Source organism: Vibrio sp. NH-UV-68, assembly GCF_042940635.1.
In the GTDB taxonomy this organism is placed as follows: Bacteria; Pseudomonadota; Gammaproteobacteria; order Enterobacterales; family Vibrionaceae; genus Vibrio; species Vibrio pacinii.
Map to the genome: position 1 here is coordinate 1539898 of NZ_CP134975.1, position 26244 is coordinate 1566141.

Annotated in this window: 22 protein-coding genes and 4 pseudogenes; 14 read left to right on the forward strand and 12 right to left on the reverse strand. The window is 43.4% G+C overall.

Annotated elements, in window-relative coordinates; all coding sequences use genetic code 11:
- The first annotated feature begins 12 nt into the window (after positions 1–12).
- Complete coding sequence (locus ViNHUV68_RS07105; RefSeq protein ID WP_391090171.1) at positions 13–348, forward strand: fructose PTS transporter subunit IIB; 336 nt, start codon at positions 13–15, stop codon at positions 346–348.
- On the opposite strand, the gene ViNHUV68_RS07110 is transcribed toward ViNHUV68_RS07105, so the two are convergent.
- The gene (locus ViNHUV68_RS07110; RefSeq protein WP_391090173.1) at positions 345–1214 is read right to left on the reverse strand and encodes a helix-turn-helix domain-containing protein; all 870 of its coding nucleotides are present in this window, start codon (positions 1212–1214) and stop codon (positions 345–347) included. The two genes, ViNHUV68_RS07105 and ViNHUV68_RS07110, sit on opposite strands and share 4 nt — an antisense overlap.
- 247 nt (positions 1215–1461) lie before the next feature.
- On the opposite strand from ViNHUV68_RS07110, the gene ViNHUV68_RS07115 reads away from it, so the two are divergent.
- From ViNHUV68_RS07115 to ViNHUV68_RS07130, 4 genes and pseudogenes are all read left to right on the forward strand, one after another.
- Positions 1462–2229 (forward strand): phytanoyl-CoA dioxygenase family protein, encoded by a 768-nt coding sequence (locus ViNHUV68_RS07115; RefSeq protein WP_391090175.1) that lies wholly within the window; start codon positions 1462–1464, stop codon positions 2227–2229.
- A 58-nt stretch (positions 2230–2287) separates the two neighbouring features.
- Positions 2288–3475, forward strand: coding sequence for a mannose-6-phosphate isomerase, class I (gene manA, locus ViNHUV68_RS07120; RefSeq protein WP_391090177.1), 1188 nt, complete (start codon positions 2288–2290; stop codon positions 3473–3475).
- A 128-nt stretch (positions 3476–3603) separates the two neighbouring features.
- Complete coding sequence (locus ViNHUV68_RS07125; protein WP_391090179.1) at positions 3604–3828, forward strand: hypothetical protein; 225 nt, start codon at positions 3604–3606, stop codon at positions 3826–3828.
- Positions 3809–4069 (forward strand): annotated as a pseudogene (locus tag ViNHUV68_RS07130) (transposase); the annotation flags it as partial. The gene ViNHUV68_RS07125 and the pseudogene ViNHUV68_RS07130, both read left to right, overlap by 20 nt.
- Positions 4070–4575: 506 nt before the next feature.
- Here ViNHUV68_RS07130 and ViNHUV68_RS07135 read toward each other — a convergent pair.
- Both ViNHUV68_RS07135 and ViNHUV68_RS07140 read right to left on the reverse strand, forming a co-directional pair.
- Entirely contained in the window at positions 4576–5802 is a 1227-nt protein-coding gene (locus ViNHUV68_RS07135) for a diguanylate cyclase (RefSeq protein WP_391090181.1), read from the reverse strand.
- 270 nt (positions 5803–6072) lie between these two features.
- A pseudogene (locus tag ViNHUV68_RS07140) lies at positions 6073–6984 on the reverse strand (IS3 family transposase); the annotation flags it as partial.
- Between the two features lie 73 nt (positions 6985–7057).
- On the opposite strand from ViNHUV68_RS07140, the gene ViNHUV68_RS07145 reads away from it, so the two are divergent.
- Entirely contained in the window at positions 7058–8098 is a 1041-nt protein-coding gene (locus tag ViNHUV68_RS07145) for an IS110 family transposase (protein WP_391090183.1), read from the forward strand.
- A gap of 246 nt (positions 8099–8344) precedes the next feature.
- Here the strand turns inward: ViNHUV68_RS07145 and ViNHUV68_RS07150 are convergent.
- The 6 genes and pseudogenes from ViNHUV68_RS07150 to ViNHUV68_RS07175 all read right to left on the reverse strand — a co-directional run.
- A pseudogene (locus ViNHUV68_RS07150) lies at positions 8345–8608 on the reverse strand (transposase); the annotation flags it as partial.
- A gap of 121 nt (positions 8609–8729) precedes the next feature.
- Positions 8730–8906 carry a transposase gene (locus tag ViNHUV68_RS07155; RefSeq protein ID WP_391090186.1) on the reverse strand — a complete coding sequence of 59 codons (177 nt, stop codon included), beginning with the start codon at positions 8904–8906 and terminating at the stop codon, positions 8730–8732.
- Positions 8907–9434: 528 nt separating this feature from the next.
- Positions 9435–10073, reverse strand: a complete 639-nt coding sequence (locus ViNHUV68_RS07160; RefSeq protein WP_391090188.1) for an outer membrane beta-barrel protein — start codon at positions 10071–10073, stop codon at positions 9435–9437.
- Between the two features lie 33 nt (positions 10074–10106).
- Positions 10107–12668, reverse strand: coding sequence for a LuxR C-terminal-related transcriptional regulator (locus ViNHUV68_RS07165; protein WP_391090190.1), 2562 nt, complete (start codon positions 12666–12668; stop codon positions 10107–10109).
- Positions 12669–12686: 18 nt separating this feature from the next.
- Positions 12687–12920: a hypothetical protein gene (locus tag ViNHUV68_RS07170; protein ID WP_391090192.1), complete on the reverse strand. Its 234-nt coding sequence runs from the start codon at positions 12918–12920 to the stop codon at positions 12687–12689.
- A 19-nt stretch (positions 12921–12939) separates the two neighbouring features.
- Positions 12940–13353 (reverse strand): hypothetical protein, encoded by a 414-nt coding sequence (locus ViNHUV68_RS07175; RefSeq protein WP_391090193.1) that lies wholly within the window; start codon positions 13351–13353, stop codon positions 12940–12942.
- Positions 13354–13492: 139 nt separating this feature from the next.
- Here ViNHUV68_RS07175 and ViNHUV68_RS07180 point away from each other — a divergent pair, with 139 nt between their 5' ends.
- The 7 genes and pseudogenes from ViNHUV68_RS07180 (at position 13493) to ViNHUV68_RS07210 (ending at position 21545) form a co-directional block, all read left to right on the forward strand.
- A complete protein-coding gene (locus ViNHUV68_RS07180) occupies positions 13493–14365 on the forward strand; it encodes an NAD(P)H-binding protein (protein ID WP_391090195.1) in 873 nt (290 codons plus the stop codon).
- Positions 14366–14400: 35 nt separating this feature from the next.
- Entirely contained in the window at positions 14401–15186 is a 786-nt protein-coding gene (locus ViNHUV68_RS07185) for a methyltransferase domain-containing protein (protein ID WP_391090197.1), read from the forward strand.
- A 381-nt stretch (positions 15187–15567) separates the two neighbouring features.
- Positions 15568–15894, forward strand: coding sequence for an IS66 family insertion sequence element accessory protein TnpA (tnpA, locus tag ViNHUV68_RS07190; RefSeq protein ID WP_010451948.1), 327 nt, complete (start codon positions 15568–15570; stop codon positions 15892–15894).
- Positions 15891–16244: an IS66 family insertion sequence element accessory protein TnpB gene (gene tnpB / locus ViNHUV68_RS07195; protein ID WP_010451947.1), complete on the forward strand. Its 354-nt coding sequence runs from the start codon at positions 15891–15893 to the stop codon at positions 16242–16244. Before tnpA ends, tnpB begins: the two co-directional genes overlap by 4 nt.
- Before the next feature lie 59 nt (positions 16245–16303).
- Positions 16304–17821 (forward strand): IS66 family transposase, encoded by a 1518-nt coding sequence (gene tnpC / locus ViNHUV68_RS07200; RefSeq protein ID WP_391090200.1) that lies wholly within the window; start codon positions 16304–16306, stop codon positions 17819–17821.
- 129 nt (positions 17822–17950) lie between these two features.
- Positions 17951–20080, forward strand: coding sequence for an EAL domain-containing protein (locus tag ViNHUV68_RS07205; RefSeq protein ID WP_391090202.1), 2130 nt, complete (start codon positions 17951–17953; stop codon positions 20078–20080).
- Positions 20081–20337: 257 nt separating this feature from the next.
- A pseudogene (locus tag ViNHUV68_RS07210) lies at positions 20338–21545 on the forward strand (IS256 family transposase).
- Positions 21546–22208: 663 nt separating this feature from the next.
- Here ViNHUV68_RS07210 and ViNHUV68_RS07215 read toward each other — a convergent pair.
- Entirely contained in the window at positions 22209–23291 is a 1083-nt protein-coding gene (locus ViNHUV68_RS07215; RefSeq protein WP_391090204.1) for an AarF/UbiB family protein, read from the reverse strand.
- Positions 23292–23399: 108 nt separating this feature from the next.
- On the reverse strand, positions 23400–23855 hold the full coding sequence (locus tag ViNHUV68_RS07220) for a GNAT family N-acetyltransferase (protein ID WP_391090206.1): 456 nt from the start codon (positions 23853–23855) through the stop codon (positions 23400–23402).
- 465 nt (positions 23856–24320) lie between these two features.
- On the opposite strand from ViNHUV68_RS07220, the gene ViNHUV68_RS07225 reads away from it, so the two are divergent.
- The gene (locus ViNHUV68_RS07225) at positions 24321–25148 is read left to right on the forward strand and encodes an NmrA family NAD(P)-binding protein (RefSeq protein WP_391090207.1); all 828 of its coding nucleotides are present in this window, start codon (positions 24321–24323) and stop codon (positions 25146–25148) included.
- 86 nt (positions 25149–25234) lie between these two features.
- On the opposite strand, the gene ViNHUV68_RS07230 is transcribed toward ViNHUV68_RS07225, so the two are convergent.
- Positions 25235–26203, reverse strand: a complete 969-nt coding sequence (locus tag ViNHUV68_RS07230) for a cupin domain-containing protein (protein WP_391090209.1) — start codon at positions 26201–26203, stop codon at positions 25235–25237.
- Positions 26204–26244 lie beyond the last annotated feature (41 nt).

Below are 26244 nucleotides of genomic sequence, written 5' to 3' on the forward strand. Positions count from 1 at the left end.
AAAGACCGCATTATGAAAATCGTTGGAGTTACTGCGTGCATCAGTGGCGTAGCACACACCTACATGGCTGCCGAAGCACTAGAAAAAGCCTGTAAAAAAGCGGGATACAAAATCTCAGTTGAAACTCAAGGAGCACTGGGGAGCGAGAACCAACTTGAAGAGTCTGATATTGCAGAAGCTGATGTTGCGGTCATTATTGCCGATATCAATATTGATGGTGTCGAGCGATTCAGCCAAACGCGAATTGTGCGTTGTTCCATTGCGCATTTTTTGAAAAATAGCGTCGAGGTCCTTCGGGCGATTGAAAAAATACGCAACGCGCCACCCAATGCAGAACTTATCCTCTAATCTGTAGGCGTAGCGCTTGAGCTAAGATACTGCGCGCGATACTCCGATGGTGAGCGTGCAGTTTGATTTCTAAACACTCGACAAAAGTAGTTACTATCCTTAAATCCGCAGCGATGCGCGACCTCTTTGACCTTCATATCATATTCAATCAACAAGTACTTAGCACGCTCTAAACGAACATGGTTTAAATATTCGTTGAACTTAAGCTGCCCCTCTTTCTGAAACAGCTGAGACAAATAGTTTGGTGACACATAAAAATGCTGAGCTACCGACTCACGCGTTAACGGCTCATGATAGTGTTGTTCAAGATGTTCCCTCACCGCTTCAAATAGCGCATGACTTTTAGATGGCGTCTCAACTGGACGTTCAATCAGATCAAGAATATGGCTAAACAGTGAACCAACCAATAAACGCTTAGTGCCCTGACTTTCAGACTGCTTGATCAACTCTTCAATTGCATTAAGGATAAAGGTACCAATTCGAGGGCCGCGACGAAGGACACTCTCTTTAATCGCGGAATCAAACTGTTCACCATCCCAACTCAATAGACTCATACCAAAGCTTTGCTTACCCGCCATAACAGTTAGCGTCACGACAGGCTTATTCCACACAGGCTTATTCCAGCTTTCCGCAGGCAGGTACAACACACCACCCTGTTTTAGCGTGTACTGGGTATCAACGCCCATGCTATTGCCCACTTCCATATCTAACTCGCCCACTAGAACCATTTCTACACGAGGAAAGTGAACCTGATAAGCCAAAGGTGGAGGTGTAGGCAGGTTGCCAGCAAAGTAGACATCGCTGATCGCTTCCGTCTGGTTGGCATAATATTCAAGTGCTTCTAATAAATATGTTTTGTCTAGCATGGTTGATTATCTGTATAAGTTTTCATTACACCCAATCTTAGGATGATTAAGCCTTAAAGCATTGTAGCCATTAACTTACAACAAGATATTCGAGCAGTAATCTTAAGGATATGTGCTAAATCACACTTTGTTCAATAGTCAACAAATATCCAGCATTTCGAACAATTCCCCTACTTATAAAACGCGTAATGTCCATTATTTTGGTGATTGAAGTCAGCACTAAAAATAATATTAAAAGGTACCCTACATGACACAAATCGCTCAAACGCATTTAAACGCGCTCGGTGCAGATCTTGAACTGTCTCCACAGATGATTCACGAGCTAGACACCCTAGGTTTCACCGTCATTCACAACGTAGTCGATGAAGATTGGCTTGAAGAGATGCGTCGAACTATCGACATGCTCGTTGAACGAGAAGGCGAAAACTTGGCGATTGAACATCACCAAGAAGAAGGCGTAACAAGAGTCGCGAACCTGATCAATAAAGGCACAGTGTGGGAAAAAGTATGGGCGCACCCGCTTGCTCTCGCTGCCTGTAAACACATATTTGGTGGCGCTTTTAAAATCTCTAGCCTCAACGCGCGCGAAGCGCATCCTGACTGCGGTCATCAACCGCTGCATGCCGATTGGAAAAAACCACGTCCCGACTTTCCTAAAGTTCACTTGGTTAACTCTATTTGGGCAATTGACGACCTAACTCGTGAAAACGGCGCACCGCGAATTATCCCAGGCACTCATTTACGTCCAGAGTTACCTGAAGAAGTGTTAGGCGACGTAGAAAGCGCGCACCCTGACGAAATCTATCTAGAGTGCCCGGCTGGCAGCGTGATGATTTTCAACGCTCACACCTGGCACGGTGGAACCATTAACTATGCGGGAACACGTCGCCGTGTGCTGCATGGCCTGTATATCGACCGAGATGATGTAGCGCAACAAGACCAACAAAAGTGGCTTACGGAACATACGGCTAGCCGCTTAACTCCAGCTCAAAAATGGCTACTAGATGTAGAATAATCTAGAGGTTGGCTGTTCCAATTGGAACAGCCAACCTTTTGAAATAGAGAGACTTAACATGTCGATATATAAGCTAAGTAACGTCATTCAAACCTATGATTGGGGTAGCCTCACTTCTCTCCATGAGATGTTTAATATCGAAAATCCCCAACATTCTCCGCAAGCAGAAATGTGGATGGGAGCTCACCCTAGAGGATGTTCAAAAGTCGCAGACCTAGATATCGCGTTAAGTGAGCTACTGGTCGAAGACACTCCCAACATGCTAGGGAGCTACACCGCAATGCGCTTTGGTGAATTGCCATATCTACTTAAAGTCATTGCGGCCGATTCACCACTCTCTATCCAAGTTCATCCGAGTAAAGAAAAAGCGGAGCAAGGTTTTCAGCGCGAAGAACAGCTCGGGATCCCTATCGATGCCAGAAATCGTAATTATAAAGATGACAACCACAAACCAGAATTGGTTTACGCACTAACCTTCTTCCTAGCTCTGAATGGGTTTAGACCGATTGAAGAGATCACCTCTCTGTTTGAAGAGCTCAACATTCCTTCGATGATTCCAGCACTGCAATCACTGCTCGCTCAGCCGAATGAAAACGGTTTGAAAGCCTTCTTCAAGTACATCATGACCTTATCAGGAAACGACAAGCAACGAGCATTAACAGAGCTAAACCAAGCCGTGACACTTCCTGCTAAAAGCCGCCTAGCCAGAGAAGCCTTTCACACCATCAAAAACCTATCTGAGCACTATCAAGATGACGTAGGCTTGTTTGCCCCGCTGCTGCTCAACATTATCGAACTCGCTCCAGGCGAAGCTATGTTCCTTCATGCAGAAACACCACATGCTTATTTGTCGGGTACGGCACTAGAGATCATGGCTAATTCAGACAATGTGCTAAGAGCAGGGCTAACCTCTAAGCACATAGACCTTAAGGAGTTGTTACAAAGTTTATCCGTTGCCCCCCTACCCATCGAACGCGCCCTCATCCACCCTGTCAAGAAAGGCTCTAGGCTTTGTTTCCCTGTAGCCGTTGATGATTTTTGCTTTGAGATAATTGACTCTAGAAAGAGCGACCAACAGTACTTCACGCGAAGCGCCGAAATACTGTTTTGCATAAGCGGCAACATATTCGTCGAGACTCAAGAGAACTCCATTTCACTTACTCCAGGTGAATCTGTTTTTGTCACATGTAACACTTGTTTCTACCTGATTAACGGAATAGGAACGTTAGCCAGGGCGTACAACTAATAAAACACCCAAATACCACCTTTAACTGAGCAATGACTTACACTCATAAAAATATTTTTGTTCATAGTTCAGCCACGTCAGATCAACATAAAATTGTCACAAAATAAACCGTTTAAAGGAATAACCATATGATTAACATACCATTTAAAGGGCTGCTTTTTGATTTAGATGGCACTTTAGTGGATTCGATTCCTGTAGTGATTCGTTCATGGTCGACATGGGCAACGATGAAGGACTTAGATCCAAGTTATGTACTTTCTAAAATTCATGGTCGTCCAGCACGAGAGTCGATAACCGTACTTCTCAAAGACGCAACGAGCGACGAAGTAGAGCAGCCTCAACACCCTGTTTAACTACCCAGAGGATATTCGCCGAGCCATTTATACGACTAACGCCATTGAATCCCTCAACAGCGTTATTAGAAAAGCGATCAAGAAGCGCAAGCTCTTCCCAACAGATGAATCAGCTCGAAAAGTGATCTACCTGGCTATCCGAGATGCTTCCAAGAAGTGGACGATGCCGATTGGAAACTGGCGACAAGCTCTAAACCGCTTTATGATTATGTTCGAAGACCGACTCACTGAATACATGTAACCCCGACAGTTACACAGAATTATTTACAGAGTCCCCCTATCTGGCACCTGTTTTTTTTTGGCCTTCAGTAGTAAGGTTAATGTTTTGTGTCGACACAAACTTGACTCCTGATTTCTCTACGCCCCCTACAATCATCTCTACGAGTAAGTCTAGACTTTTAGACTAAAACGCCCATCTACTGATTGTAACTACGAGATGTTCGAGGATGATAAATGGTAATGCTGCTCAAAAGAAAACTGTTAGTTTAGGGCGTATAAATGTCATGAAGACCAGCTCGTTTTCACCCAACAGAGGGCTTTAAAGGGCTATCATGTTCGTCTACTCTTTGCATCAAAGAAAAAATTCAAATATCGGACAGCGCCCTCTAACACAAATTGTATGCACTTCGTTTTTAGATTAAACCTGTCAACTTTCCTAGGCTGTTACCTGAAACCTTAATATGTAATACCGCTTAGCTACTGAACAATTCAACTATGGATTGTGACTAAGAACGTTTTTATTTCATCCTAACTGCAACTCGGTACATTGTACTCAACCTCAACTCTATTCCGACCATTTTGTTTAGCTCTGTACATGGCTTTATCAGCACTAATGAGGAGCTCTTGAGTGGATTTGCAGTTGTTAGAACTCGCTACCCCCATACTGACCGTTATACTTAGATCATCATGAAAGCGTCGCTGTTCAACGGCCTCTCTAAGCTCTTCAGCAAGCAATGAAGACTCATGAAGATCCATGCCTTGACAGACAATCAAAAACTCTTCACCACCCCACCTACCAAATGTTTGGCTGCTAAGCAAGGAGTTTTTCAACGTATCGGCTAGCTCTACAAGAACATGATCTCCACTGTTATGACCGTAACGATCATTAACTGATTTAAAGTGATCAACATCGAGCAAAATGATTGAGAATGTCTCTGGGTCACTAGCGCTCCAAACATCGAGCAGCTCAAGTACGAGAGATAATTTTCTTCTGTTATATAGACCAGTTAGATAATCAGTTTCAGATAACTTTCTTAACTCTTTTTCTAGATATACTTGATGTGTAACATCTTCGATAACGGCTTGAACGGCGGGTCGACCCTTCCATTCAACCAAATTATCGTAAACACTGAAAAAACGTTTTTTGCCGTCGAAGCAAATATTCTCAACGACAACTTTAGAGCGACAAATTTCACCATTCAACACTTTTAGATATCTCTCTTTAACAGCGTCATGATGCTCTGGAGGAATAAAGTCCAACAATTTGACATTCTTTAACACATAATCAATTGATGGAGCATGCATCAGTTCTACCCATGCTTGATTCACCATAACAGGAGAAAACTCTTGATGCACGCTAATGCCTTGCCCTGAAGACAAAACTAGACGTTTGTAGTTCTCGTCAACTTCTCGGTGTTGTCTTATGTATGCTCCAACTAAGCTCAAATCAAGTAGAGCCAGATATAGATAATCGTTTTGTTCATCAAGGGCTCTCTTGACCAACTGCAGCGCCTCAAACTGTTTCCCCAATCTATCTACAAACCTGGCAACACCAATGTTCGTCCACAAACCCCTTTTAGGCTTCGAGGTAAGATCAGCGGTATCGCCCACAACTAGATCAGCCATTGTCCCCGCGCATTTTAGAAAGTGCGCACTACTGCTATAGCCAAACATTGAAGCCCCCGCTTCATCGATTTCAACAATGTCAAATCCGTTCAGAATCACAGTGCCATATGGGGATTCAGTAAAGAGCATACAGTCAGAAATCCTTATCGTGTTTGCCACTAGTTTAGCAATGCTTTGACAAGTAGCATAAATTTGAAGCTAACCGAAATTAATTTATTGAAGATGCGCAAAGAATACAAGAAATACCGATGAGATTTGGACCAACTTGAAACTTATCAACTTCAAGAGCAAACATCCCGTGGTCAGCGCCGATGTGTAACTGACCCACTAACGCCAACTTTAAATTGACCTACCCGAATCAAACTATCCGTTCGTAACATGAGCAAAGCAGTGTAATGGTCAACTAAAATTGGCCACGGTTTTAGAGTTTTCCCAATACAGTCGCTCAGACTCATTGGGTGTCAGCCCACCATTATATTGATGTGGCCTGAGTTGGCTGTAGTAGCCCGTGATGTATCGAGTTATATGTTCTCTCGCTTCGCTAAAACTCCGATAACCCGACACTGGTATCCATTCTGTCTTTAGGCTTCTGAAGAACCGCTCCATCGGACTGTTGTCCCAACAATTACCTCGCCTAGATAAGCTTTTCTTGATTTGATGTCGCCACAATAGTTGCCGGTAAGAACGACTGGTGTAATGACTTCCTTGGTCGCTGTGGAACATCACGCCTTTGGGCTTAACTCGTGATTCAAACGCCATAGAGAGTGCCTTTCCTGTCAACTTACTATCAGGCGATACTGACATCGCCCAACCAATTGGCTTTCTCGCGAACAGGTCGATGACAACAGCAAGATACATCCAGCGCTGTCCCGTCCAGACATACGTCACATCACCGACCCAGACTTGGTTGGGAGCGGTAACGGCAAACTGTCGAGACAGATGGTTTGGGATCTCTACGTGTTCTTGTTATGCCTTTCGATATCGATGCTTCGGTGTTTGGCAGCTTACCAGCCCTAATAATTTCATCATCTTAGAAGCTCGATAACGTGTCAGTTTTACACCTTGAGCCGTCACCATGTCGGCAATGCTTCTCGCACCCGCAGAGCCGTTGCTTGCCGTATGAACTTCTTTAATAAGACTCTTGAGTTTCACCAACTCTGGAGAAACATGTTTAGGGCGACAACGCCAGTATTTGTAACTGCTGCGGTGGACACTGAACACATGACATAAGGTGGTAACGCTAAAGCTCTGCCTGAGTTTCTCGATTATCGAGAGTTGTTCAGTGAGTCCGACATCAAGAGAGCTGTAGCCTAATGGGATGGTCTGCTCCTCCCTCTGATATCTATACTCAGCAAGGGAGATCGCAAAAACAAGGAGACCGACCATGTCCAGTTCAAATGTGCATATTTACGGTATCGATCTAGGAAAAAACTGGTTTCACATAGTAGCAATGGATCACCAAGGGCATATTCTCTGGCGGAAGAAGCTTAATCGAAGCCAACTTAAAACCTTTGTGATTAACACTCCACCTACAATTGTAGCGGTTGAAGCTTGTCCGGGCTCTCAATACTGGGGAAGATTGTTTAATGATGCAGGGTTCTCAGTAAAAATCATTCCCGCTCAGTTTGTTAAGCCGTACTTAAAGTCAAACAAGAATGACTTCAATGATGCTGCCGCCATCGCTGAAGCGGGCAGCCGTGGCACTATGCGCTGTGTTTCCCTAAAGACACACGAACAACTTGCCTTGCAAGCGACTCATCGAGTAAGGCAGCGTTTTATTGTTGAGCGCACAGCAACAGTCAATCAAATGCGGGCTTTACTACTTGAGTACGGCATTACAGTTCCTGTAGGTCGCAAAGTTTTTGAACGTAACTTACCTAGCATACTCGAAGATGCGGAAAATGGACTGCCTGATTTTATCCGTGCTTTAGTATTCCGCTTACGAGAGCGTTGGCAACACCTTGATGTTCAAATCGATGAGATGAGTGAGCAACTACAACAAGCCTCAAATGCGTCAGAGAAATGCCAACTTATATCCAGCGTTCCAGGTATTGGCCCAATTGTCGCCACTGGGCTAATCGCTGCAGTTGGCTCAGGCACTCAATTTAAACGAGGTCGAGATATGTCTGCATGGTTAGGCTTGGTTCCCAGACAATACTCCACGGGTGGAAAAAGCAACCTTGGTGGTATAAGCAAAAGAGGTAACGTTTATCTACGCCGTCAGGTGATACAAGGGGCTAAAGCATTAAAGATACACATGAAGCGAGATAAATCCGCACTCGGGCAGTGGATAGCCAAGTTGGAGGCGACACACCATCACCATGTTGTTTTAATTGCCTTAGCTAACAAGATAATGAGAATTTGTTGGAAGGTATTGACCTCAGGGCAGGAGTATCAACCTTATCCAGCTTCGGCTACGAAGTAGCGTATAGCTAGTTATGTTTTCCATAGATTTTGCGAGAGACAAGCTGATGACAGAAGCGTTAAACCCACGATGTTGAAGCCTGGCTAAAAAAGCAGTCTTTTATGACTGAGCGCTTTATTAGGACAACAACGTGCGGATCCCATCAAGGCCAGAACACTAGATAGTTCACAAACAGGCCGGATACATTGACGCAAACGTATTCTGACAGCGAGCTTTTACTTGCAAAAACGGAGCAGACCATACATTTTTTAATATTTCATTGTGCTCTTCAAGGCGAGCAAGTTTCTTCTTCAGCTCTCGTATCTCAATTTGCTCTGGTGTCATTGGTGAGGCTTGAGGAGCCACTCCCTTTCTTTCTTGCTTGAGCTGCCTTACCCACTTATCCATTGTCGATTTACCCACCCCCATGGCTTTGGCGGCTTCAACAACGGTGTAGTTTTGGTCGAGAACAAGTTGTGCTGCTTCGAGTTTGAACTCCGCACTGAAAGTGCGTCTGGTACGCTTGGTCATAGTTTCACCTGTCATGCTATGAGGTGTATCTTAACACCTCTAATCAGGTGGCCAAATTCACCGTACCACTACAATCTGACTCCTTGGGAGTATTTAGCAAGGCATGAAAGTAGGACAAACTCTAATTTAGAGTGTCACTAAAACAGGGAGGGTTACACTTCCACTTGTAGAGAACCGTAGTTGTAACACCAACAGCTTCTGCTGCCTGAGCTACGCTATAACCTTGCTCTCGTACTAATGCGACTGCTTCTTCTTTAAGGTCCTTGGGGTAGCGTTTGTAGGCTCTTTTCTCAGTCATGTTTCACCTCATTGTTCTGACAAGTATTGTCTCTCAATTCGGTGTCCATCCAACTTCATTGGACCAGTGTACAAACAGCCTGATTTCACAGAAATCGAACTTTTTTTGGGAGGAGGGTTACACTTTCTTTTGCCGGACGGTGGGTCATTTAGCCATAAGATCAAACCAACTTTCGATGAGAAATTTGATCTTATGGCTGACTCTACATCATAGGGATGTTGCGATTATCACGTGGCATCTTAGTTAGATGCTAAAAAATATACATACTCGAGCCTAATTGTCTATTGAAAAACCTTGATTGATAATTGCTTGTAAGTTTAGTCCCATATTAAATATCAAATGTATGACGCCATGAAGCTCGGACATGTCCTTGCAATAAACTTCTATGCACGTACCACTATTAACACTTTTAACGGATATGTTCGAAAATGTCTCTTGCCAATTTTCTGATAGCTCTTCTGCCACATATATTTTGAATAGTTCTAAGTCGTTGTGTAAGCTGCACATATACTTCCCCTATTCAAGTGACTAAAACCGATATCCTATGGTTGCAGCCCAACTAACCCCTCCAGCGTCTCGCTTTTCTCCATTTAGTTCAACATCCACATTTGAGTAATGTACATCGGCTCCGATAGACCAGTGTTCCGTAAATAAGTACTCTATGCCTCCACCAATCCAGTACCCTACTCCCTTATCTTCGTATTTTGTTTTTGCCCCATTTATCATCTGCTCTAACTCTGCTGAGGCATAACTTAAACCACCACCTAAGTATGGAGAGACAACTCCACCTATAGGGGTTGGGCTATATCTTAGGCCTAGGTTAAGCTCCCCAACAGTGGTTTCAACTTTAACACCGTTGATCTTATCTTCATTACCACTACCGTAAAAATCCAATGCAATACCAAGAGGTAGCGAGGCAGGATAATACGTGGACTGAAGTCCTATCGTTTCCATCGAATCATCTTTGTTCCAATCACTGTCTAATGACTTATTACCAAGCAATACTTTTACAGACGAGTATCCCCCGGCAGCATTTACGATAGAACTAGGAATAAATAATAAACCAGTAATAGTTAGCAAAGTGAGTTTCATATTCATAGTAGCCCCTTTCAGCACTGTAGTTAAGCTTGATTGCTTGACTACTAAATTACTTGTAGAGCTCTTCATACTCATCACCCAATGATGTGATTTATCACCTACTCAAGGGATCAATTTGAGTGAGCGCGATTTATTTACCGCAGCCCTGCGATTGTTGACTCCAAGTTTTGAGTAAATATTCTTTGTGTGAGTTCTTAGTGTATTCAGGCTAACGAATAGTTTCGAGGCGATCTGTGGCCCACTAAGCTCAGTATCAAGCCAACGCAACACTTGCTCTTCTTTAGGACTTAAAGACTCGATTAGGACTTCTCCTGATGTTACGGTAGGTGTTTGTTTTTGATTTATAATTTTATACTTGATGAAGAGATCAGATACGATTTCTATCTCTGTCAACCACATTAAGCTATTGTTTTCCGTAACTAACAGGACCACTTGCTTTAAGATATCTTCGACCAACTTTTTGTCGCCGTTGGATTCTGCCTTAATTGCCGTAACGATTTTTGACGCAAACTGTATTGCAGGGGGAGTGTGAGGTGTACTCACTTTACCTATGCTGTCTAATACTCTATCCATTTCGTTAGGCTGTACAAGAGCATAGACTAGATAGTTGAAAGGATTTGAGTGAAACGAGCTCGAAAAAGGTACTTGCTGCCTTACCAACTCATCATTACCTTGATTAAGCAGAACAATAGCTTTCCAGAACAGTGGAGGCTTGTGACATGGATTTGGTGTCGCGGCATATTGAGTATCTGCATCGCTTAAACTCCTTAATGCATCTTTGATACGATTCTCTGCTAACGCAATCCTACCCTCGATTAATGGATAACGGTATTTTGTCTCTGGCATCGAACCTAGCATGCCGAACTGCCGCGCAGTATCAAGTAGATTTAGAGCTTCCTCTATATTGTCTTGCTCAAACTCAATCTCTGAAGACAGGAGATATAAATCAGCACTTCCCTCGACATTGTAGCTTCTGCTTCGATCGATTATTTCTAGCGCAGACTTTACAACAGTTTTTGATCGGTTCAGCCAACCGAATTGATAGTAGAAATCACCCAGCAAAAAGCGACTCGTAATTTTAGCGCTGATATCATCTGAACGATCCATATCAGCTACTGCCGCTTTAAGACTATACTCTGCCCTCAAAGTATCTCCATCCCTCCATAGTGCGATACCCTTTAAAGCTCTTGACGAACCACGCCAAACATTTTCCTGCATTGGCAAAACATTCAAAGCACTACGCACACAGCCCAAAACTCCTTTTGAATTATTCTGGGCAGCATGAACATAAGCTTGACCAATATTAACTACTCCAAGAGTAGTGTTTTCGTTCTCAGATAATGGTTTGTCACTTTGTTCAAAAAACAGTCTTGTAGCATTAATTAAGTAAAGCCCTTGCTCAGGGTTACGAGGTAACAACGCTAAGCCGTAATAACCTGCCAAAACACGAAATCTTTTGATACTTTCAATATCGCATGAAGCCAACCAGTCCAACAGTAGTGAATCATGAGAGGTTGCTCGTGCTGTGGGCCAGTGGTGTTCAATCAACCCTAACAGCTTGTTCGCACCGCAGGAACGAGCATATTGTACTGCATCAGCGAGACGCCCCTTGTCAGCCAACCATACCGCAGCTCGCCATTTTAGTTCTTGTAACCTGCTCTCGGTCAGTGAGGCATGGATACGTAAAACATCTGAAAAAAGATGGTGGTAGCGAAACCACCTTCTCTCATTATCCAAGGGGATTAGAAAAACATTGTTAGAATCCAAGTAAGTGACAAACTCCTCACTGTTTTCAATGTCAAGTATAAAATTACAAAGGTCTACTGAGAACTCTTTTAGGAAATACGTCTCACTTAGAAAATTTCGGATGCTCTTGTCTACACCTGTAAGTACTTGCTCTGTCAAGTAATCGATAATGTAGCTATGGGCACCAGAGAGAGCAGAAATAATCTTATTGGGATTCTTGTTATTATTAAGCGCTAGAGAAAAAAGCTGTAAACCGACTGCCCAACCTTCAGTTTTGCTATTTATTATAGTTACTTCCTTCTCAGTAATTTGGGTAGAACAAGTCTTATTCAAAAGCTCCATCGCTTCTTCATCGGTAAATCTCAAATCTGCCGAACGAAATTCAGTTAAATCGCCATTCGCTCTTAGTCGTGCCAGTGAAATTGAAGGATCTGAACGAGTAATAAGAACTGTGTGAACATTGGGAGGTGTCAGACAGATAAAGTTGTCTATGATTTTATCTATTTCAGGTGAGCTTGCTAAATGATAATCATCTAGTATCAAAGTGACATCATTTTCATAGTAGGTTAACTCATTTAGCAAACTCTTAATTACACTTTCTTTGCTAACCCCCTGACTGAGTTGGACCAAGTCCCAAGCCTCTTGAGCAAGAGTGCAATCAACCTCTCTAAACGCAGCGACTAAGTAATAGAAAAAGGTATCCGTATTTGTATCGTTTACATCCAATGACAACCAAGTGAACTTTCCCTTGTAGATAGAGCACCAGCCTGCGATTAAGTGTGATTTCCCAAAACCAGCGGGTGCCGATACAAGAGTTAGTTTAGTATGGTTTATCTGCTCAAGCTTGTTGCCTAGCCCTTCCCTGAAAACAAAGTTTAGCTTGGGCTTAGGTGCGTATAGTTTCGTTCGTATAATCATCAACTTAACTCGGGATCATCATTTCTTGACTTCCCATGAGGTAAATGTTTTAGGAAGTGCGGCAAACAGCAATAGAAACCAGAATATCAAGAGTGCCCCAAACAAGATAGCAAAGGTTTCAGAAGAGTCAAACAACGTACTTAAACCCAACACGCTAGCTACATAACCTGTAATTTTAGTACTAGTAGTCATCCATTTGTGAGCAGGCAGGGCGTAAGAAATTAACCCAATCCAAATCGCACCAATGAGCACATTCCCTCCTCCAACGCTCTCAAGCAAAAAGACTGCCTACCACCCAAACGTCAATTGCAAGATCTAGATTTTGTGTATAAAGGCCCACAACGCTATTGATCAGTTCAATGGCAAGTCCACCACTAAGCAACATAAATCCGGACCAACCCCCCCCAATGGTCAAAATACTGGTGGCCAACTGTGGTTTGTGTTTTTTCAAATAAAAAGCGATAACAACAGTTAAGTAGAGCAAAGATACTCCAAATACAGCGTATACAAACAAGTTCCAAATTATAAAGTGATACCTATCTAACTGCAGCATTTCTATTACTTGTTTAGGGAAGAGGCTTTTATCATGTAAGTAATGAAACTTACTGACTAGTAACCAAAACCCAAACATAAAACAAAAGATATTGATAAATAGAGAAGCTCTTGCTTTGTTCAATGAAGTCATACTATCGCTCCCAGAGACAACAATAACAGCCCAACAAGCTACCATTAGTTACAGGCTGCTCAATCACCACATATGGTGATTGATAAATTGAATAGTTGGTATAGGTTTCTAGCACTATTCTTAAGAAAGGAGGTGTAATGTGGACAATACTAAGACGATTCTTGTAGCTGGAGCTAGTGGTTACCTTGGTCGACATCTCATCGATGTTTTAAAAACCTCTAATACAGATTTTTTTGCTTTAGCACGGCACACCGAGAAACTCAAAAGAAGTGGAGTTACTGACTCACAAATCAGAGTTGCAGAAGTTACTAATCCTAGTAGCCTAATTGGATGCTGTGATGATATAGATGTTGTTATTTCCTGTGTTGGTATTACAAGGCAGAAAGATGGTCTGAAATACATGGATGTAGACTTTCAGGCTAACTACAATTTATTAGAAGAAGCTATAAGAGCAGGTGTCAAGAAGTTTATTTACATTTCTGCTTTTAATGCCCCGCAATATAAGCATGTCCGACTGCTTCATGCCAAGGAAAAGTTTGCCGACAAATTACTCAAAACAGAAAAATTAACTCCGTGTGTAATCAGGCCAAATGGATTTTTCTCGGATCTAGAAGAGTATTACAAAATGGCACAATCTGGACGAGCATATGTATTCGGAGATGGAAGAACACAGTTAAACCCTATTCACGGTACAGATTTGGCCCATTTTTGCTTAGAAGCTATCAATATGAGCGAGCGTGAACTTAGTGTTGGAGGACCAGAAAAGCTATCTGTATCCCAAATAGCTATGCTTGCATTCGAAGCTCAAGGACGAGCTGATAGAGCTAAGATAATCAAATTACCAGACTGGATAAGAAGAACTGCGTTATTTGTCGCAAAATCTATACCTGAGCGTTTTGGAGGCCCTGTTGAGTTTTTCCTTACCGTTAGCGCAGCGGATATGGTCGCTCCGTTGTATGGGCAAAGGACCTTATCAGAACACTTCCGAAATCTTTACCACACGAATAAATGATATCAGTAAATCAACAAAGCAAACCAGGTATGAATATGAACTATCTAGAAATAAACAAAGATGCGTGGGATTCCAGAACAGACACTCATATCAAGTCAGAGTTTTATGATGTCGAATCATTTAAAAAAGGCAGGTCCTCTCTAAATCCTCCCGAACTAAAATTGCTGGGAGATGTGAAAGGTAAATCTATTTTACATCTTCAGTGTCACTTTGGACAAGACACTCTATCTCTAGCGCGCATGGGTGCAAATGTAACGGGGGTTGATCTATCAAGCAAAGCCATTGAACAAGCTAACTTACTAAAAGAATCGCTAGGAATAGATGCAACATTTGTAGAAAGTGATGTTTGTCAGTTTGATCAGGTTAACCAAAAGCAGTTCGATATCGTATTTACTTCATATGGCGTACTTTGCTGGCTATCGGACTTGTCTGCATGGGCAAGGACCGTCGCAAACTCACTAAAGTGTGGTGGTAAGTTTCATCTTGTAGAGTTTCATTCGGTCAACGATTTGTTAAGCGGTTATTCCTATTTCCCAAAGAGTGAACCTGATATTGATGAAGAAGGTACATATACCGAGAACTGCGATGGTACAACTTCGACGATGGCTACGTGGTCTCATTCAATTAGTGAAGTTATCAGTGCCTTATTAGCTGCTGGCTTAAAAATTGAAGTGTTCTCTGAGTCACCCTACAGTCCATACAACTGTTTTGATGGATTGGAATACATACCTGGTTATGGGTATCAAATGTTGCACAAAAACCAACAGGTGCCACTTATCTATTCTATATCAGCGAAAAAAATCACTGATACATTTAAGTAAAGACCATCCTTATAACCAGACCACCTCATATTTACATGAGGAGGCCTGGTTACAAGCCTCGTAGCCCTTCAAAGTAATATAAATCATCATATGCAATTTAAATAAAATGACAGCATATCATGAACACGAACTATCTGTTATACGGCTAAAAATAACTAAATTCGTAACCATCTTTAACAGCTCAATTTTTCGATAAACCAAACAAATGTAAACTTAAATATGAAATCAAAGATAACATGGAACAAAAGCAATATCTGGGTAATTTTTAATGTTGTTTTAGCTTCTTCCATACTGCTGTTTGTAAGCGCCCCACAAAGCACACATTCAATTAGCCAGGCACCAGACTTATGATCTTATCTTCACTAATAAGGAGATAAGATCATGGCTCACCGACGACGCAGCGATCAGGAATGGCTGGAAATATTTCAGCAATACGAAGACAGCTCTCTTAACCAAAGAGAGTTCTGCCGACAGAATCAACTCAGCCCTTCAACTTTCTTTTCAAAGCGACGGTCGCTGAAGCTAACCAGAGAAAACCAGCAATGCAGTTTTGTCCGAGCGGAGGTAGTTGAACAGACCACTCGCTATCAGGTAACGAATTCCGCAACAGAAAATATGACGCTTTGCTTTAACGATGTTGAGTTGAGCATCCCGCAAGGCACGCCAACAGATTATCTGGCCGAACTTATCGGTGCATTATCATCATGAGGGGATTAACTAACGCGCCTGCTATCTACCTGTATCGTGAGTTCGTTGACTTCAGAAAATCCATTAACGGTCTGGCCGCACTGGTTGAGTGTGAAACTAACTTGCCTCTGAGTTCAGGAGCATTGTTCCTGTTTACCAACAAACAGCGCGACAAAATAAAGATACTCTACTGGGATAAAACGGGCTTCGCGCTCTGGTATAAACGACTGGAAAAAGCGAAGTTCAAATGGCCTTCCCAGGAGAAAAAACAGGTATTTACCCTCAACCAATTTGAGTTGGACAGGCTGCTCTCAGGCTTCACTATTATCGGCCACAAGCCTGTTGAAATACACGATTTTACAATGAGTTAATCGTTATAAAAGTCAGATGTATCAGGTGTTGCAGCGGCATTTTTAGTATAATGGATGCCATGAAAAAGATGCCTGATATTAACCCTGACAGCCAAGATATTGCCGAGCTTCAAGCGATGGTAAAAGCCCTTATGGCTGAAAAGGCATCGCTGCTTGAACAGTTCAAATTAGCTATCGACCGTCAGTTCGCCAAACGCTCTGAATCACTCAAACCTTATGATGATGCACAGGGTGACCTGTTTAATGAAGCGGAGTGCGAGGTCGATGCAGCCTCTGACGAACAGGAAGTGGTAACGACAACCACGACCAAAAAAGTACGAGGTAAACGCAAGCCGCTTCCTAAAGACTTGCCCCGTGAGCATATCGTTCTGGACCTGGATGATGATGAAAAAGTCTGCTCATGCTGCCAGCACCCTCTGCATAAAATCGGTGAAGATAGTTGTGAAAAGCTGGAGTTCACGCCAGCAGTACTGAAGGTTCTGGAATATGTTCGCCCTAAGTACAGTTGCCGCCAGTGTGAAAAGGAAGCCGATAAGGTTAGCATCAGCCAAAAGCCTGCACCTGCCAGTATTATCCCTAAAAGCTTCGCGACAGAAAGCCTTCTGGCTAACATCATCCTTGGAAAATATCAGTACGCGCTACCGCTTTACCGTCAGGAAACCCTGTTCGAGCAGTCTGGTATCGAGCTATCCAGAACAACCATGGCTCGCTGGATGATGCAGGTCAGCGAACGTTTTACTCCGTTGTATAACGCTCTGCACAAACACTTGCTGGAGCAGGTGGTCATCCAGGCAGATGAAACACCACTAACCGTGCTTAAAGAAGATAAGCAATGCTATATGTGGGTTTACTGCTCTGGTGCTGACTCTCCTGAAGCGACATTGGAAGGCGTTAAAAACATCGTGCTGTACGATTATCAAAATCGTCGCTCAAGAGCATGTCCCATCGGCTTCCTTGGTGACTACAATGGCTACCTGCAAACGGATGGATACCGAGTCTATGACGGCCTGGAGAAGGTTGAACACCTTGGCTGTCTTGCTCATGCTCGCCGTAAGTTCATGGATGCGAAGAAGGTACAAGGTAAAGGCAAAACAGGAAAAGCGGATGTCGCTCTGGCAAAAATCCAAAAACTGTATGCGCTTGAAACTCGCCTGAAAGGAAGGTCTGCTCTGGAGCGAATGACTGAACGACAAAAACTGGCGAAACCTATGCTTGATGACCTGCATAAATGGCTGACATCGCAAAAGGTCATCGGTACAGGTGAACTAGGCAAAGCAATCAAATACGCGGTTGGTCAGTGGCCGAAACTGGTTCGGTATGTCGAAGATGGTCACCTGTCTATCGATAACAATCGGGCTGAGCGAGCAATAAAATCCATGGTTATTGGCCGAAAAAACTGGCTCTTCTCTGACACTCCCAGAGGTGCCGACGCCAGCGCAATGCTTTACAGCATCATCGAGACAGCAAAAGCGAATGACCTTATCTTGTACGACTACATGGTTAAGTGCATGAAAGAGTTGGCTAAGCCCGAGCCTGATATCGACTCACTTCTTCCCTGGAACTTCTCCCACACATAAAAAAGCGCCCGTGTGTTCATGGGGCGCTTACTGCTGTTTGGATACTATGCTTATTATAACTGGTCATCTTTGGTATTAGCCGCTAAAAAAGAACAGGAAACCCACGTAAGACTGCTCAATAATTCCGTCATGTCTTTTCTGAAGACGCAAGAGTCCCTTTTAGAGGTGTTGGGCAAGCAGCTTATTTATCGAAATGGTTTTCCTACCCGCCCAATACATGACTCTCTGCTCGACAACACCATGGAGACCTATCCCGCATTCATTGGTCTGGGTTTGGCAGATTATGATGGCAAGGCATTGGTGGTCAGCTCCAACTTCGATCTTGAGCATTTACCCAACTTAATGGAACTGGCACAAACTAGAGTGTCTTACATGGAAGCAAGAGAGAGTGATAAGCTGCATACAGGTCCAACGTATACCATCAACACCCTGGACAGTCAGGCACTGGCCATTCCTGTTCGTAAAGCTATTTACTTAGACGACTCAAGCAAGGCAGTGGCGGTAATGACGGCGGGGGTTAGACTTGACACATCCTCTCTATTTAAAGACTACAAGCAAACAAACCAAACTCAAATCATCGAGATCATCCGTAAAGACCGCTACCCTTTGTTTACGACGGATAAAAGCACTCTTTATACTCAGCCCATCGAGCAACATTACTACAGTGAGTTAATGAAAAGACTCCACGGCAGTGGTGCTGTTTCAACCTTCAACTTCGTCGACCCCAGTTCAGGGAGCTCGCGTCAAGTAGTTGCACTATACAACAGTTACCTGGATTTTTGGTTTGTCTCGAAACTTGATAAACAAATGATCCAAGAAACTTTCTATCACAGAATGATGCTTAGCCTCGCGCCCTTTGCTCTTTACTTGCTCTGGATTTTTAAACTCACCCAATCAGTCGCCAACGCTGAAAAGAAAAAGGAAAATGAGCTGATGAAACTCGCCCACCTTGATTCTTTGACGGGGCTAGGTAATCGTTCTTTAGCGGTAAAAAAAATCGATCAAGCGATTACAAGTACTGCTCAAAGCGGTCATTACTACAGCATTTTGTTTCTTGATATAGACAACTTTAAAACAATAAATGACACCTACGGACATGACCATGGTGACACTCTGCTGAAGGAGACCACAAAACGTATCATCCATCATTTACGAAAACGTGATTTTCTCGCTCGATTTGGAGGCGATGAATTTGTGATTTTGCTACCAACCTTTGAGTTGGATTTACTTGCTGCTCAAGAAAAAATTGCACTCACTGCTTCAAATGTGCTCGAGGGCCTGTCTCAGGTTTATAGATTTGATCACTATGAGTACAGTAGCAGTGTCAGTGTTGGGGTTGTACTGTTTAATAACGCATCTAAAACAAGTTCCGAGTTACTCAAACAAGCCGACATTGCGATGTACAATGCAAAGCGCTCGGGTAAAAATAGAATCAGCTTTTTTAAACCAGAGATGCAAAAGACGATTTCTTCTAATTTTGAGCTAGAAAGAGACTTACGAGAGGCATTAAAAAAGGAACAATTTGAACTCCACTATCAACCGCAAGTAAATGAAGATGGAACCGTTATTGGTGCTGAAGCACTTATTCGCTGGAGACACCCCATAAAAGGGTTAGTAAGTCCTTATCATTTCATTCCTTTGGCCGAAAGCATAGGATTAATAATGCCTATAGGCGAATGGGTGCTCAAAACGGCTTGCAAGCAATTGGCTAAGTGGCAAGGTGAGTCGACCAAATCCCATTTGTCGATTTCAGTCAACATCAGCTACCAACAGTTCCGCTCGAACAACTTTCCTAAGATTATTCAAGAGCTAATGGAGAAATATAGCATCCCTGCAGGTAGGCTAAAGCTAGAGCTGACGGAAACTATGTTAATTGATGACATAGAGCAAGCAATACAATGCATGAACGAGGTCCAAGCCTTAGGTGTTGAGTTCGCTTTGGATGATTTTGGTACAGGATACTCATCATTGAGCTACCTAAAAAAGCTTCCTATTAGTCAGTTAAAGATCGACAAGTCTTTCATTTGTGAGCTTGAGTCGACGCCAAACGCCCGATCGATTATTGAAACGATTATTTCACTATCCAATATTCTTGGGTTGCGCACAGTTGCTGAAGGCGTCGAAACGAAATACCAACGAGATTACCTCGAATCATTAGGATGTATCGTGTATCAGGGTTATTACTACTGTCAGCCTCTACCAATTGAAGAAGCAGAGACTTTCATAGAAAATGCTAACTGCCCTGACTTATCAGTATAATTAGTCGTGACTGTTAGATTTCATGGGAATTAGAAATGATCGACATTCTTCCTTGATAAACAAACTCTACCAGTATAAAGCAAGCGATTTCAAGGCAATATCCAATGGCCCAGGCAAGAAACTCAAGTGAACACTAAATCGTTTCATTGGGTGCTCTAGCCCTTCTAACTGTTCGACTAACTGGTAATTTCGATTCAATGAGGTAGTGTTTAGAAATCTGTGTCATTTCAGTATCATATATAAAACAGGAATGACACATGACCAAAGACTTCGATTTAGAACAAGCCATTAAAGCTCTTCAGTCAGGACAAGATCTGACAGGCAAAGATGGCTTCTTAACCCCTCTCATCAAACAGATAACCGAAGCTGCCTTAAAGGCGGAACTGGAACAGCATCTAGAAGATGATGATCAGCCAAACCGTAAGAATGGCTCCAGCAAGAAAACGGTTAAGTCGTCAGTGGGCGCTTTCGAATTGGATACTCCGCGTGACCGTACAGGCTCGTTTGAGCCGAAGTTGGTCAAGAAAAACCAGACCAAATTGACTGACGAGATCGACCGTAAGATCTTATCCATGTTCTCACTCGGTATGAGCTACCGCGATATCCGTGGTCATGTCGAAGATATGTATGGCGTTGATGTTTCTGAGGCCACCATCACTGGCGTTACAGACCGTTTGATACCCGAGCTGAAAGAGTGGCAGCAGCGACCGCTGGATACCCTCTATCCATTTGTCTGGCTTGATGTTATCCACTACAAAATCAAGGAGGACGGGCGCTACGTCAGCAAAGCGGTCTGGTCTACACGATCTTAGGACTCAATGTCGAAGGCAAAAAGGAACTGCTAGGTCTGTACCTATCCGAGTCTGAAGGGGCAAACTACTGGCTGTCAGTGCTCACGGATCTACATAACCGTGGTGTTGAAGACATCCTGATAGCTTGCGTGGATGGCCTGACAGGCTTCCCAGAAGCCATAACGACCATTTATCCTGAGACTGAAGTTCAGCAGTGCGTTATTCACCAAATCCGCAACTCCCTGAAGTACGTAGCTTCCAAACACCAAAAGGAGTTCATGGCTGACCTGAAGCCTGTTTACCGAGCCGTCAGCAAAGAAGCAGCAGAGATGGAATTGGATCGTTTAGAATCCAAATGGGGGCAACATTACCCAATCGTGCTCCGTTCTTGGCGGAACAAATGGGCAAATCTGTCCGTTTACTTCAAGTATCCAGAGTACGTACGAAAAGCCATCTACACCACGAATGCCATCGAGGCGGTACACCGTCAATTCCGTAAATTGACCAAAACTAAGGGTGGGTTCCCGAACGAAAACAGCTTGCTTAAGCTACTGTATGCTGGGATATTGAATGCTTCTAAGAAATGGACAATGCCAATCCAGAACTGGAATATGACATTGTCTCAACTGGCGATTCACTTTGATGGGCGCTTAGATGACGTCTTAGATATCTAGCCAGAATTAGCTGACACAGAATTCTGAACGCCCTCTTCAATGAGTTGAAATTTCGACGTTTCCGCTGAGAGTCACTTAAAGTCTTGATGCTAACAATACGCGGTTGTCTTCCTAAATCCGCCCGCTTGTTGTTTTGCTTTGTCGGTAATTTTTAATCTAATATATCAGTTACTTGATTCAATTGTTCAGAGATGGGATCCAGCACCTCTCCAGTATTATCTACACGCTTCTTATTGATCCGATAACCTAATACCTTTTGACATTGCGTCTACGGCGTTTTCAACAGCCATTACAATGAAAAACGCCAGTTGAACTGGTCATCTGGCGATTGGTGTTATATGTTGTTCCAGTTTTGCAACAGCCATCGCAATTTATTTCCTAGGTCCAGTCTTTTGGAAAGACCAATTTCCTCATAGTTAAATATCAAAAAGAGATTAAACCGCCAGTAGAAGTGCTGCCGTTATTTTGAACAACGCTCTCTTCGCCCACAGCCCCTTCAACTCGAGAGTCTAAAAGGCTCGTCAGTAGCTAATCAAGAGTCCGTTTGTCCATTTTTCGCTCGTTCAAGTATCAACTTTCCGGGTTACTAGGGAGGGAGCCTAGTCGATCTAGTGTCGTTTCGAGCTACTGCTGCATATAGTGTCCATAACTCCAACTTCTGTTTTACAACTGATAGCTTACCGCCAGTTGGCGCTTCTGTTCATATCTAAGGCCCAACTCTTCCTGAGAGGCTCCTTCATTCTGATAAAATAGAGCACTGTAACTTTCAAGCAGTGGAAAATGATGATTGAGAATCTCTTGAACGACATCAATTCGCTTGAGTGTTAAGGCTGTGCAACTTTTGCCTTCCAGATCGTCTTCAATATCAAGCACATGAGAGCGGAACATGGTTGTCAAGAAACACCGCTCAAGTACTGATTGGTTAGAAATGGCCTCGCTGAACTCTCTCTGGATACCACGATAGTATTCGATGATATAAGACTCGCCACCGTTCCCCTCAAGCCAAGTTATTTTATCCTCTATGGCTTTTAGTGCGGTCATTTTGACCTCTCTAAACAAAATGAGGGCCTTATCCTGGGTATACCCCTTCTCGAGTAACCATCCAGATAAGAAACGCGTCTCAAACCTTTCACAGAAGTTAAATAGCGGATCGTTCGTTCCGTTACTATTAAATGCCCGTCTAGGGTCAAACTCATACATGTAACCAAAGTCGAACAATTTAAGTTGTTGATGATGGTCAACTAACAAATTGCCAGAGCATAAGTCCCATTCGAACAATCCGTTTTGTTCACACATCATCAAAGTCGAAAACAGTTGCTGGAGTATTTCAGGCGTTAGGCTTTGGATTGGCGCACCTTCTATCCATTCAGATAAGATGATCCCTAATCGATAGTCGGCATAAACGGTATTCACAATTCCATCAAGAGACCGACCAGTACGACGCTCTGCTTTTAACTTCTGAAAGTCCTGACGCCGCTGAACCTCATTAAGAAAAGAAAATTGACCATCTAAGTTTTGCACCTTTGCACTTTGACGCTTCTTCTTTAGAGTAAAGTCCTTATTGTCAAAACGAACTCTATAGACTTCCGCCGTCAAACCGCTGTCAAAAGCCTCGATAACATAAGGGGAATCAGTTGTCGTTTGTGCTAAATGTTCAGGTTCAATGGGACAGTCAATGACTCTTCCCACAATAAGATTCTGACCACTTTCTTCAAATAACTGTTGCTTTACGTGACGAGCATTCATTTTCTTTTCCTTCATATCCTAGAGTGTTGAAGCCTACCAAATAGAATTCATTCGTCTTCATCTGTGCGACAGAAAATTGAGGTGTAGGCAACCGGAGTAGACGATAGACTATCCGATGAGTAGTTTGAGACCTTCGTGGCTGTCTCTAAACCCTAAGCGTTGATAAAAGGCGATAGCGTCAGGGCGAGATTTATCACTGGTCAACTGGACCATAATGCAGTTTGATGCCTTCGCGAGATCGAGCGCATAGTGAATCAGTGCGGTTCCAACTCCCTGCCCTCTTACTGTCGCTTTCACTCTGACGCCTTCAATCAAGCATCGCCATCCTCCCTTATGGGTCAAATAAGGAATGAACGTCAATTGGCACATTCCAACAACCTCATTGTCAAGTTCCGCAACAATCATTTGATTTTGCGCATTACTCAATATAGTTTGAAACGCTTGCTGATATCGTTCATCTAAAGGTTGGGTCGTATCCTCTCTATCACGACCCAACGGATCGTCAGCGAGCAAGTGCACTAGACACGTCAGATCTTCTTGCTTAGCGTTACGAAATCGAACCATAGCTATCTCCCTATTGCGCTTACTTATCACTAAACATTATTTTCCCTAACATCCAATGGACTTGGACATCCCCAAGTCCATCACACTTCCTTGCCTGGGACCGAGTATTTATGATAAATCCGTTCATTACGCATCGACTTCTAGCGTAACCGTGATACATCATACTCAACCGCTCCATCTCCACTTGACTGAAAGTCCGTTTTTTATAACGTTTCGTTCAGGAATAGCGACATTGTCGTTGGACGTAGTCATCTCCATGAGGTCACAAGACTTGTCATCAAGACGACATATGTACAAAGGTTCATTTCGAGTGATTAAAACCTCAACCCCATGTATCGTCCCCTTTCTCCAATTTTGAACTTTATGCAAACAAATACGAACTTAATATCATTCCGCTAAAGGCACTCTCAGGACATGATGAACACCACGTCAACAACACGTCATAATCCCACGAGGAGATCCATCATGAACAATCCATCTACCCCCATTGTCATCATCGGAAAAAATGCAAAAACCGGTGTTCGTGTCAACAAAAGACTCATTGAACTTGGCTTTGAGACTCGCCCAGTCTCCCGCAGCACCTCGACTTGCTTTGACTGGGAAAATAGAGCAACTTGGCCTGGCGCCTTAAAAGGCGCAAAGTCAGCGTACGTGACTTATCAGCCCGACCTTGCCGTACCCAATGCAGAAAGTGATATCCGCGCATTTATCGAAGTGGCGAAAGCCGAGGGCGTTGAGCATGTGGTCTTGCTTTCAGGGCGAGGTGAAGACGGGGCTGAAAGAGCGGAGCAAGTTCTTATCAACTGTGGCCTTGAATGGAATGTGGTTCGCGCTTCTTGGTTTGCACAAAACTTTAGCGAAAGCTTTATGGCTGATGGCATCTTGAACGGCCACTTAATATTACCTGCTGGAAACACACCAGAGCCCTTCATTGACACGGATGACATTGCAGAAGTAGCGGTGGCCACTCTGGTTGACCCAAGCAAACGCAACCGCCTGTATGAGGTGACCGGTCCTGAGTTACTGACCTTTCAGGACTGCGTTGATGAGATTTCCAAACAGCTCAACAAAGAGATTAAATTTACCTCGGTCAGTATCGATGACTACCTAAACATCCTCAAAGAGCAAAACGTACCAGAAGATTACCAATGGCTTCTTAATGAGCTCTTCACTGTTGTCTTTGACGGGCGTAACTCAAACCTTGCGTATGGTGTCGAGGAAGCCACTGGCACCAAACCGACAAAGTTCTCAGACTATGTCACCAAAACCATTGAAGGAGGTTACTGGGGATAGAGCATTCAGGACGGGAGATGCAACCATCACCATTGGGCAGCCCGAGTTTCCATCGGGTTGCCCACCGTTCCCTAGATAAAACGATATTATCCGGTTTTCTTAGAATAAGATGGTGACACTCCATACTTACTCTTATATGCACGGCTGAACGCGGCTTCAGATTGATAGCCAACATCGAGTGCAATATTGAGAATATGCTCATTGCCATGCAACAAGCGCTCTCGCGCTAACGATAAGCGCCAATGTGTAATGTACTTCTTAGGCGTCTGACCCACGATTTTCTTAAAATAATCAATGAAGCTGGTACGAGACATACCAGATAACTCAGCTAAAGACTCAATATCGATATGCGCAGAGGGGTCTCCATGTATTTTTTTCATCGCACGAGAAAGACGCTTATCTGTATGTGCCAGTAGCCAAGTCTGATGCTCATCAGAGAGTTCATTCACCCAAGCACGAATACATTGAAGGATTAATACATCCGCCAACTTAGAGACAATAAGTCCTGCGCCATAATCCTCATTTTCAGTTTCTCTGTGTATCGATTGGACCACACTTTCGATGGTTTGGTGCGCTGGGGATTGTGACGGCACCAAAATATAATCCGGCATTGATTGAATGATGGATGTCGTCACCTCGTTATCAAACAAGACCGTGCCGCACAGAGTCGTCGTCAACGCACCTTCACCAGCCGTAGTTAAACGCTCATAGTGTTCGGTGATTTTTTCGATATCATTGTCAAACAGGTCATTGGCTGGTGTGTTATTGACGTCAACGATATCATGACCGGTACCTCGTGGTAGCAAAATAAAGTCACCAGGCCCCAGTTTTACGCGTGTCCCATACGCTGAAACTAACGCTTCGCCCTCTAGCACCAAGTGAAACATTGTACTAGAGGGAATAGCAGGGATCTTCACCCCCCAAGGTTGCTTCAACGTTGAGTAAGTATAAAAAACGCTACTCATTTTCAGTTGACTGAGCGGAGAGCTGACTTCCTCATCCTGGCACCTGTTTTGTTCAAACTTCGCCATGGCTTGTGTTCTTCTATCGTCCATCAATATGTACTTCCTGCAAACGTTTAGCGACTTTCTGTCAA

Coding starts and splice junctions, on each gene's coding strand:
- ViNHUV68_RS07105 (WP_391090171.1), top strand. CDS start 13: ATGAAAATCGTTGGAGTTACTGCGTGCATCAGTGGCGTAGCACACACC.
- ViNHUV68_RS07110 (WP_391090173.1), bottom strand. CDS start 1,214: ATGCTAGACAAAACATATTTATTAGAAGCACTTGAATATTATGCCAAC.
- ViNHUV68_RS07115 (WP_391090175.1), top strand. CDS start 1,462: ATGACACAAATCGCTCAAACGCATTTAAACGCGCTCGGTGCAGATCTT.
- manA (WP_391090177.1), top strand. CDS start 2,288: ATGTCGATATATAAGCTAAGTAACGTCATTCAAACCTATGATTGGGGT.
- ViNHUV68_RS07125 (WP_391090179.1), top strand. CDS start 3,604: ATGATTAACATACCATTTAAAGGGCTGCTTTTTGATTTAGATGGCACT.
- ViNHUV68_RS07135 (WP_391090181.1), bottom strand. CDS start 5,802: ATGCTCTTTACTGAATCCCCATATGGCACTGTGATTCTGAACGGATTT.
- ViNHUV68_RS07145 (WP_391090183.1), top strand. CDS start 7,058: ATGTCCAGTTCAAATGTGCATATTTACGGTATCGATCTAGGAAAAAAC.
- ViNHUV68_RS07155 (WP_391090186.1), bottom strand. CDS start 8,906: ATGACTGAGAAAAGAGCCTACAAACGCTACCCCAAGGACCTTAAAGAA.
- ViNHUV68_RS07160 (WP_391090188.1), bottom strand. CDS start 10,073: ATGAAGAGCTCTACAAGTAATTTAGTAGTCAAGCAATCAAGCTTAACT.
- ViNHUV68_RS07165 (WP_391090190.1), bottom strand. CDS start 12,668: ATGATTATACGAACGAAACTATACGCACCTAAGCCCAAGCTAAACTTT.
- ViNHUV68_RS07175 (WP_391090193.1), bottom strand. CDS start 13,353: ATGACTTCATTGAACAAAGCAAGAGCTTCTCTATTTATCAATATCTTT.
- ViNHUV68_RS07185 (WP_391090197.1), top strand. CDS start 14,401: ATGAACTATCTAGAAATAAACAAAGATGCGTGGGATTCCAGAACAGAC.
- tnpA (WP_010451948.1), top strand. CDS start 15,568: ATGGCTCACCGACGACGCAGCGATCAGGAATGGCTGGAAATATTTCAG.
- tnpB (WP_010451947.1), top strand. CDS start 15,891: ATGAGGGGATTAACTAACGCGCCTGCTATCTACCTGTATCGTGAGTTC.
- tnpC (WP_391090200.1), top strand. CDS start 16,304: ATGAAAAAGATGCCTGATATTAACCCTGACAGCCAAGATATTGCCGAG.
- ViNHUV68_RS07205 (WP_391090202.1), top strand. CDS start 17,951: ATGTCTTTTCTGAAGACGCAAGAGTCCCTTTTAGAGGTGTTGGGCAAG.
- ViNHUV68_RS07215 (WP_391090204.1), bottom strand. CDS start 23,291: ATGAATGCTCGTCACGTAAAGCAACAGTTATTTGAAGAAAGTGGTCAG.
- ViNHUV68_RS07220 (WP_391090206.1), bottom strand. CDS start 23,855: ATGGTTCGATTTCGTAACGCTAAGCAAGAAGATCTGACGTGTCTAGTG.
- ViNHUV68_RS07225 (WP_391090207.1), top strand. CDS start 24,321: ATGAACAATCCATCTACCCCCATTGTCATCATCGGAAAAAATGCAAAA.
- ViNHUV68_RS07230 (WP_391090209.1), bottom strand. CDS start 26,203: ATGGACGATAGAAGAACACAAGCCATGGCGAAGTTTGAACAAAACAGG.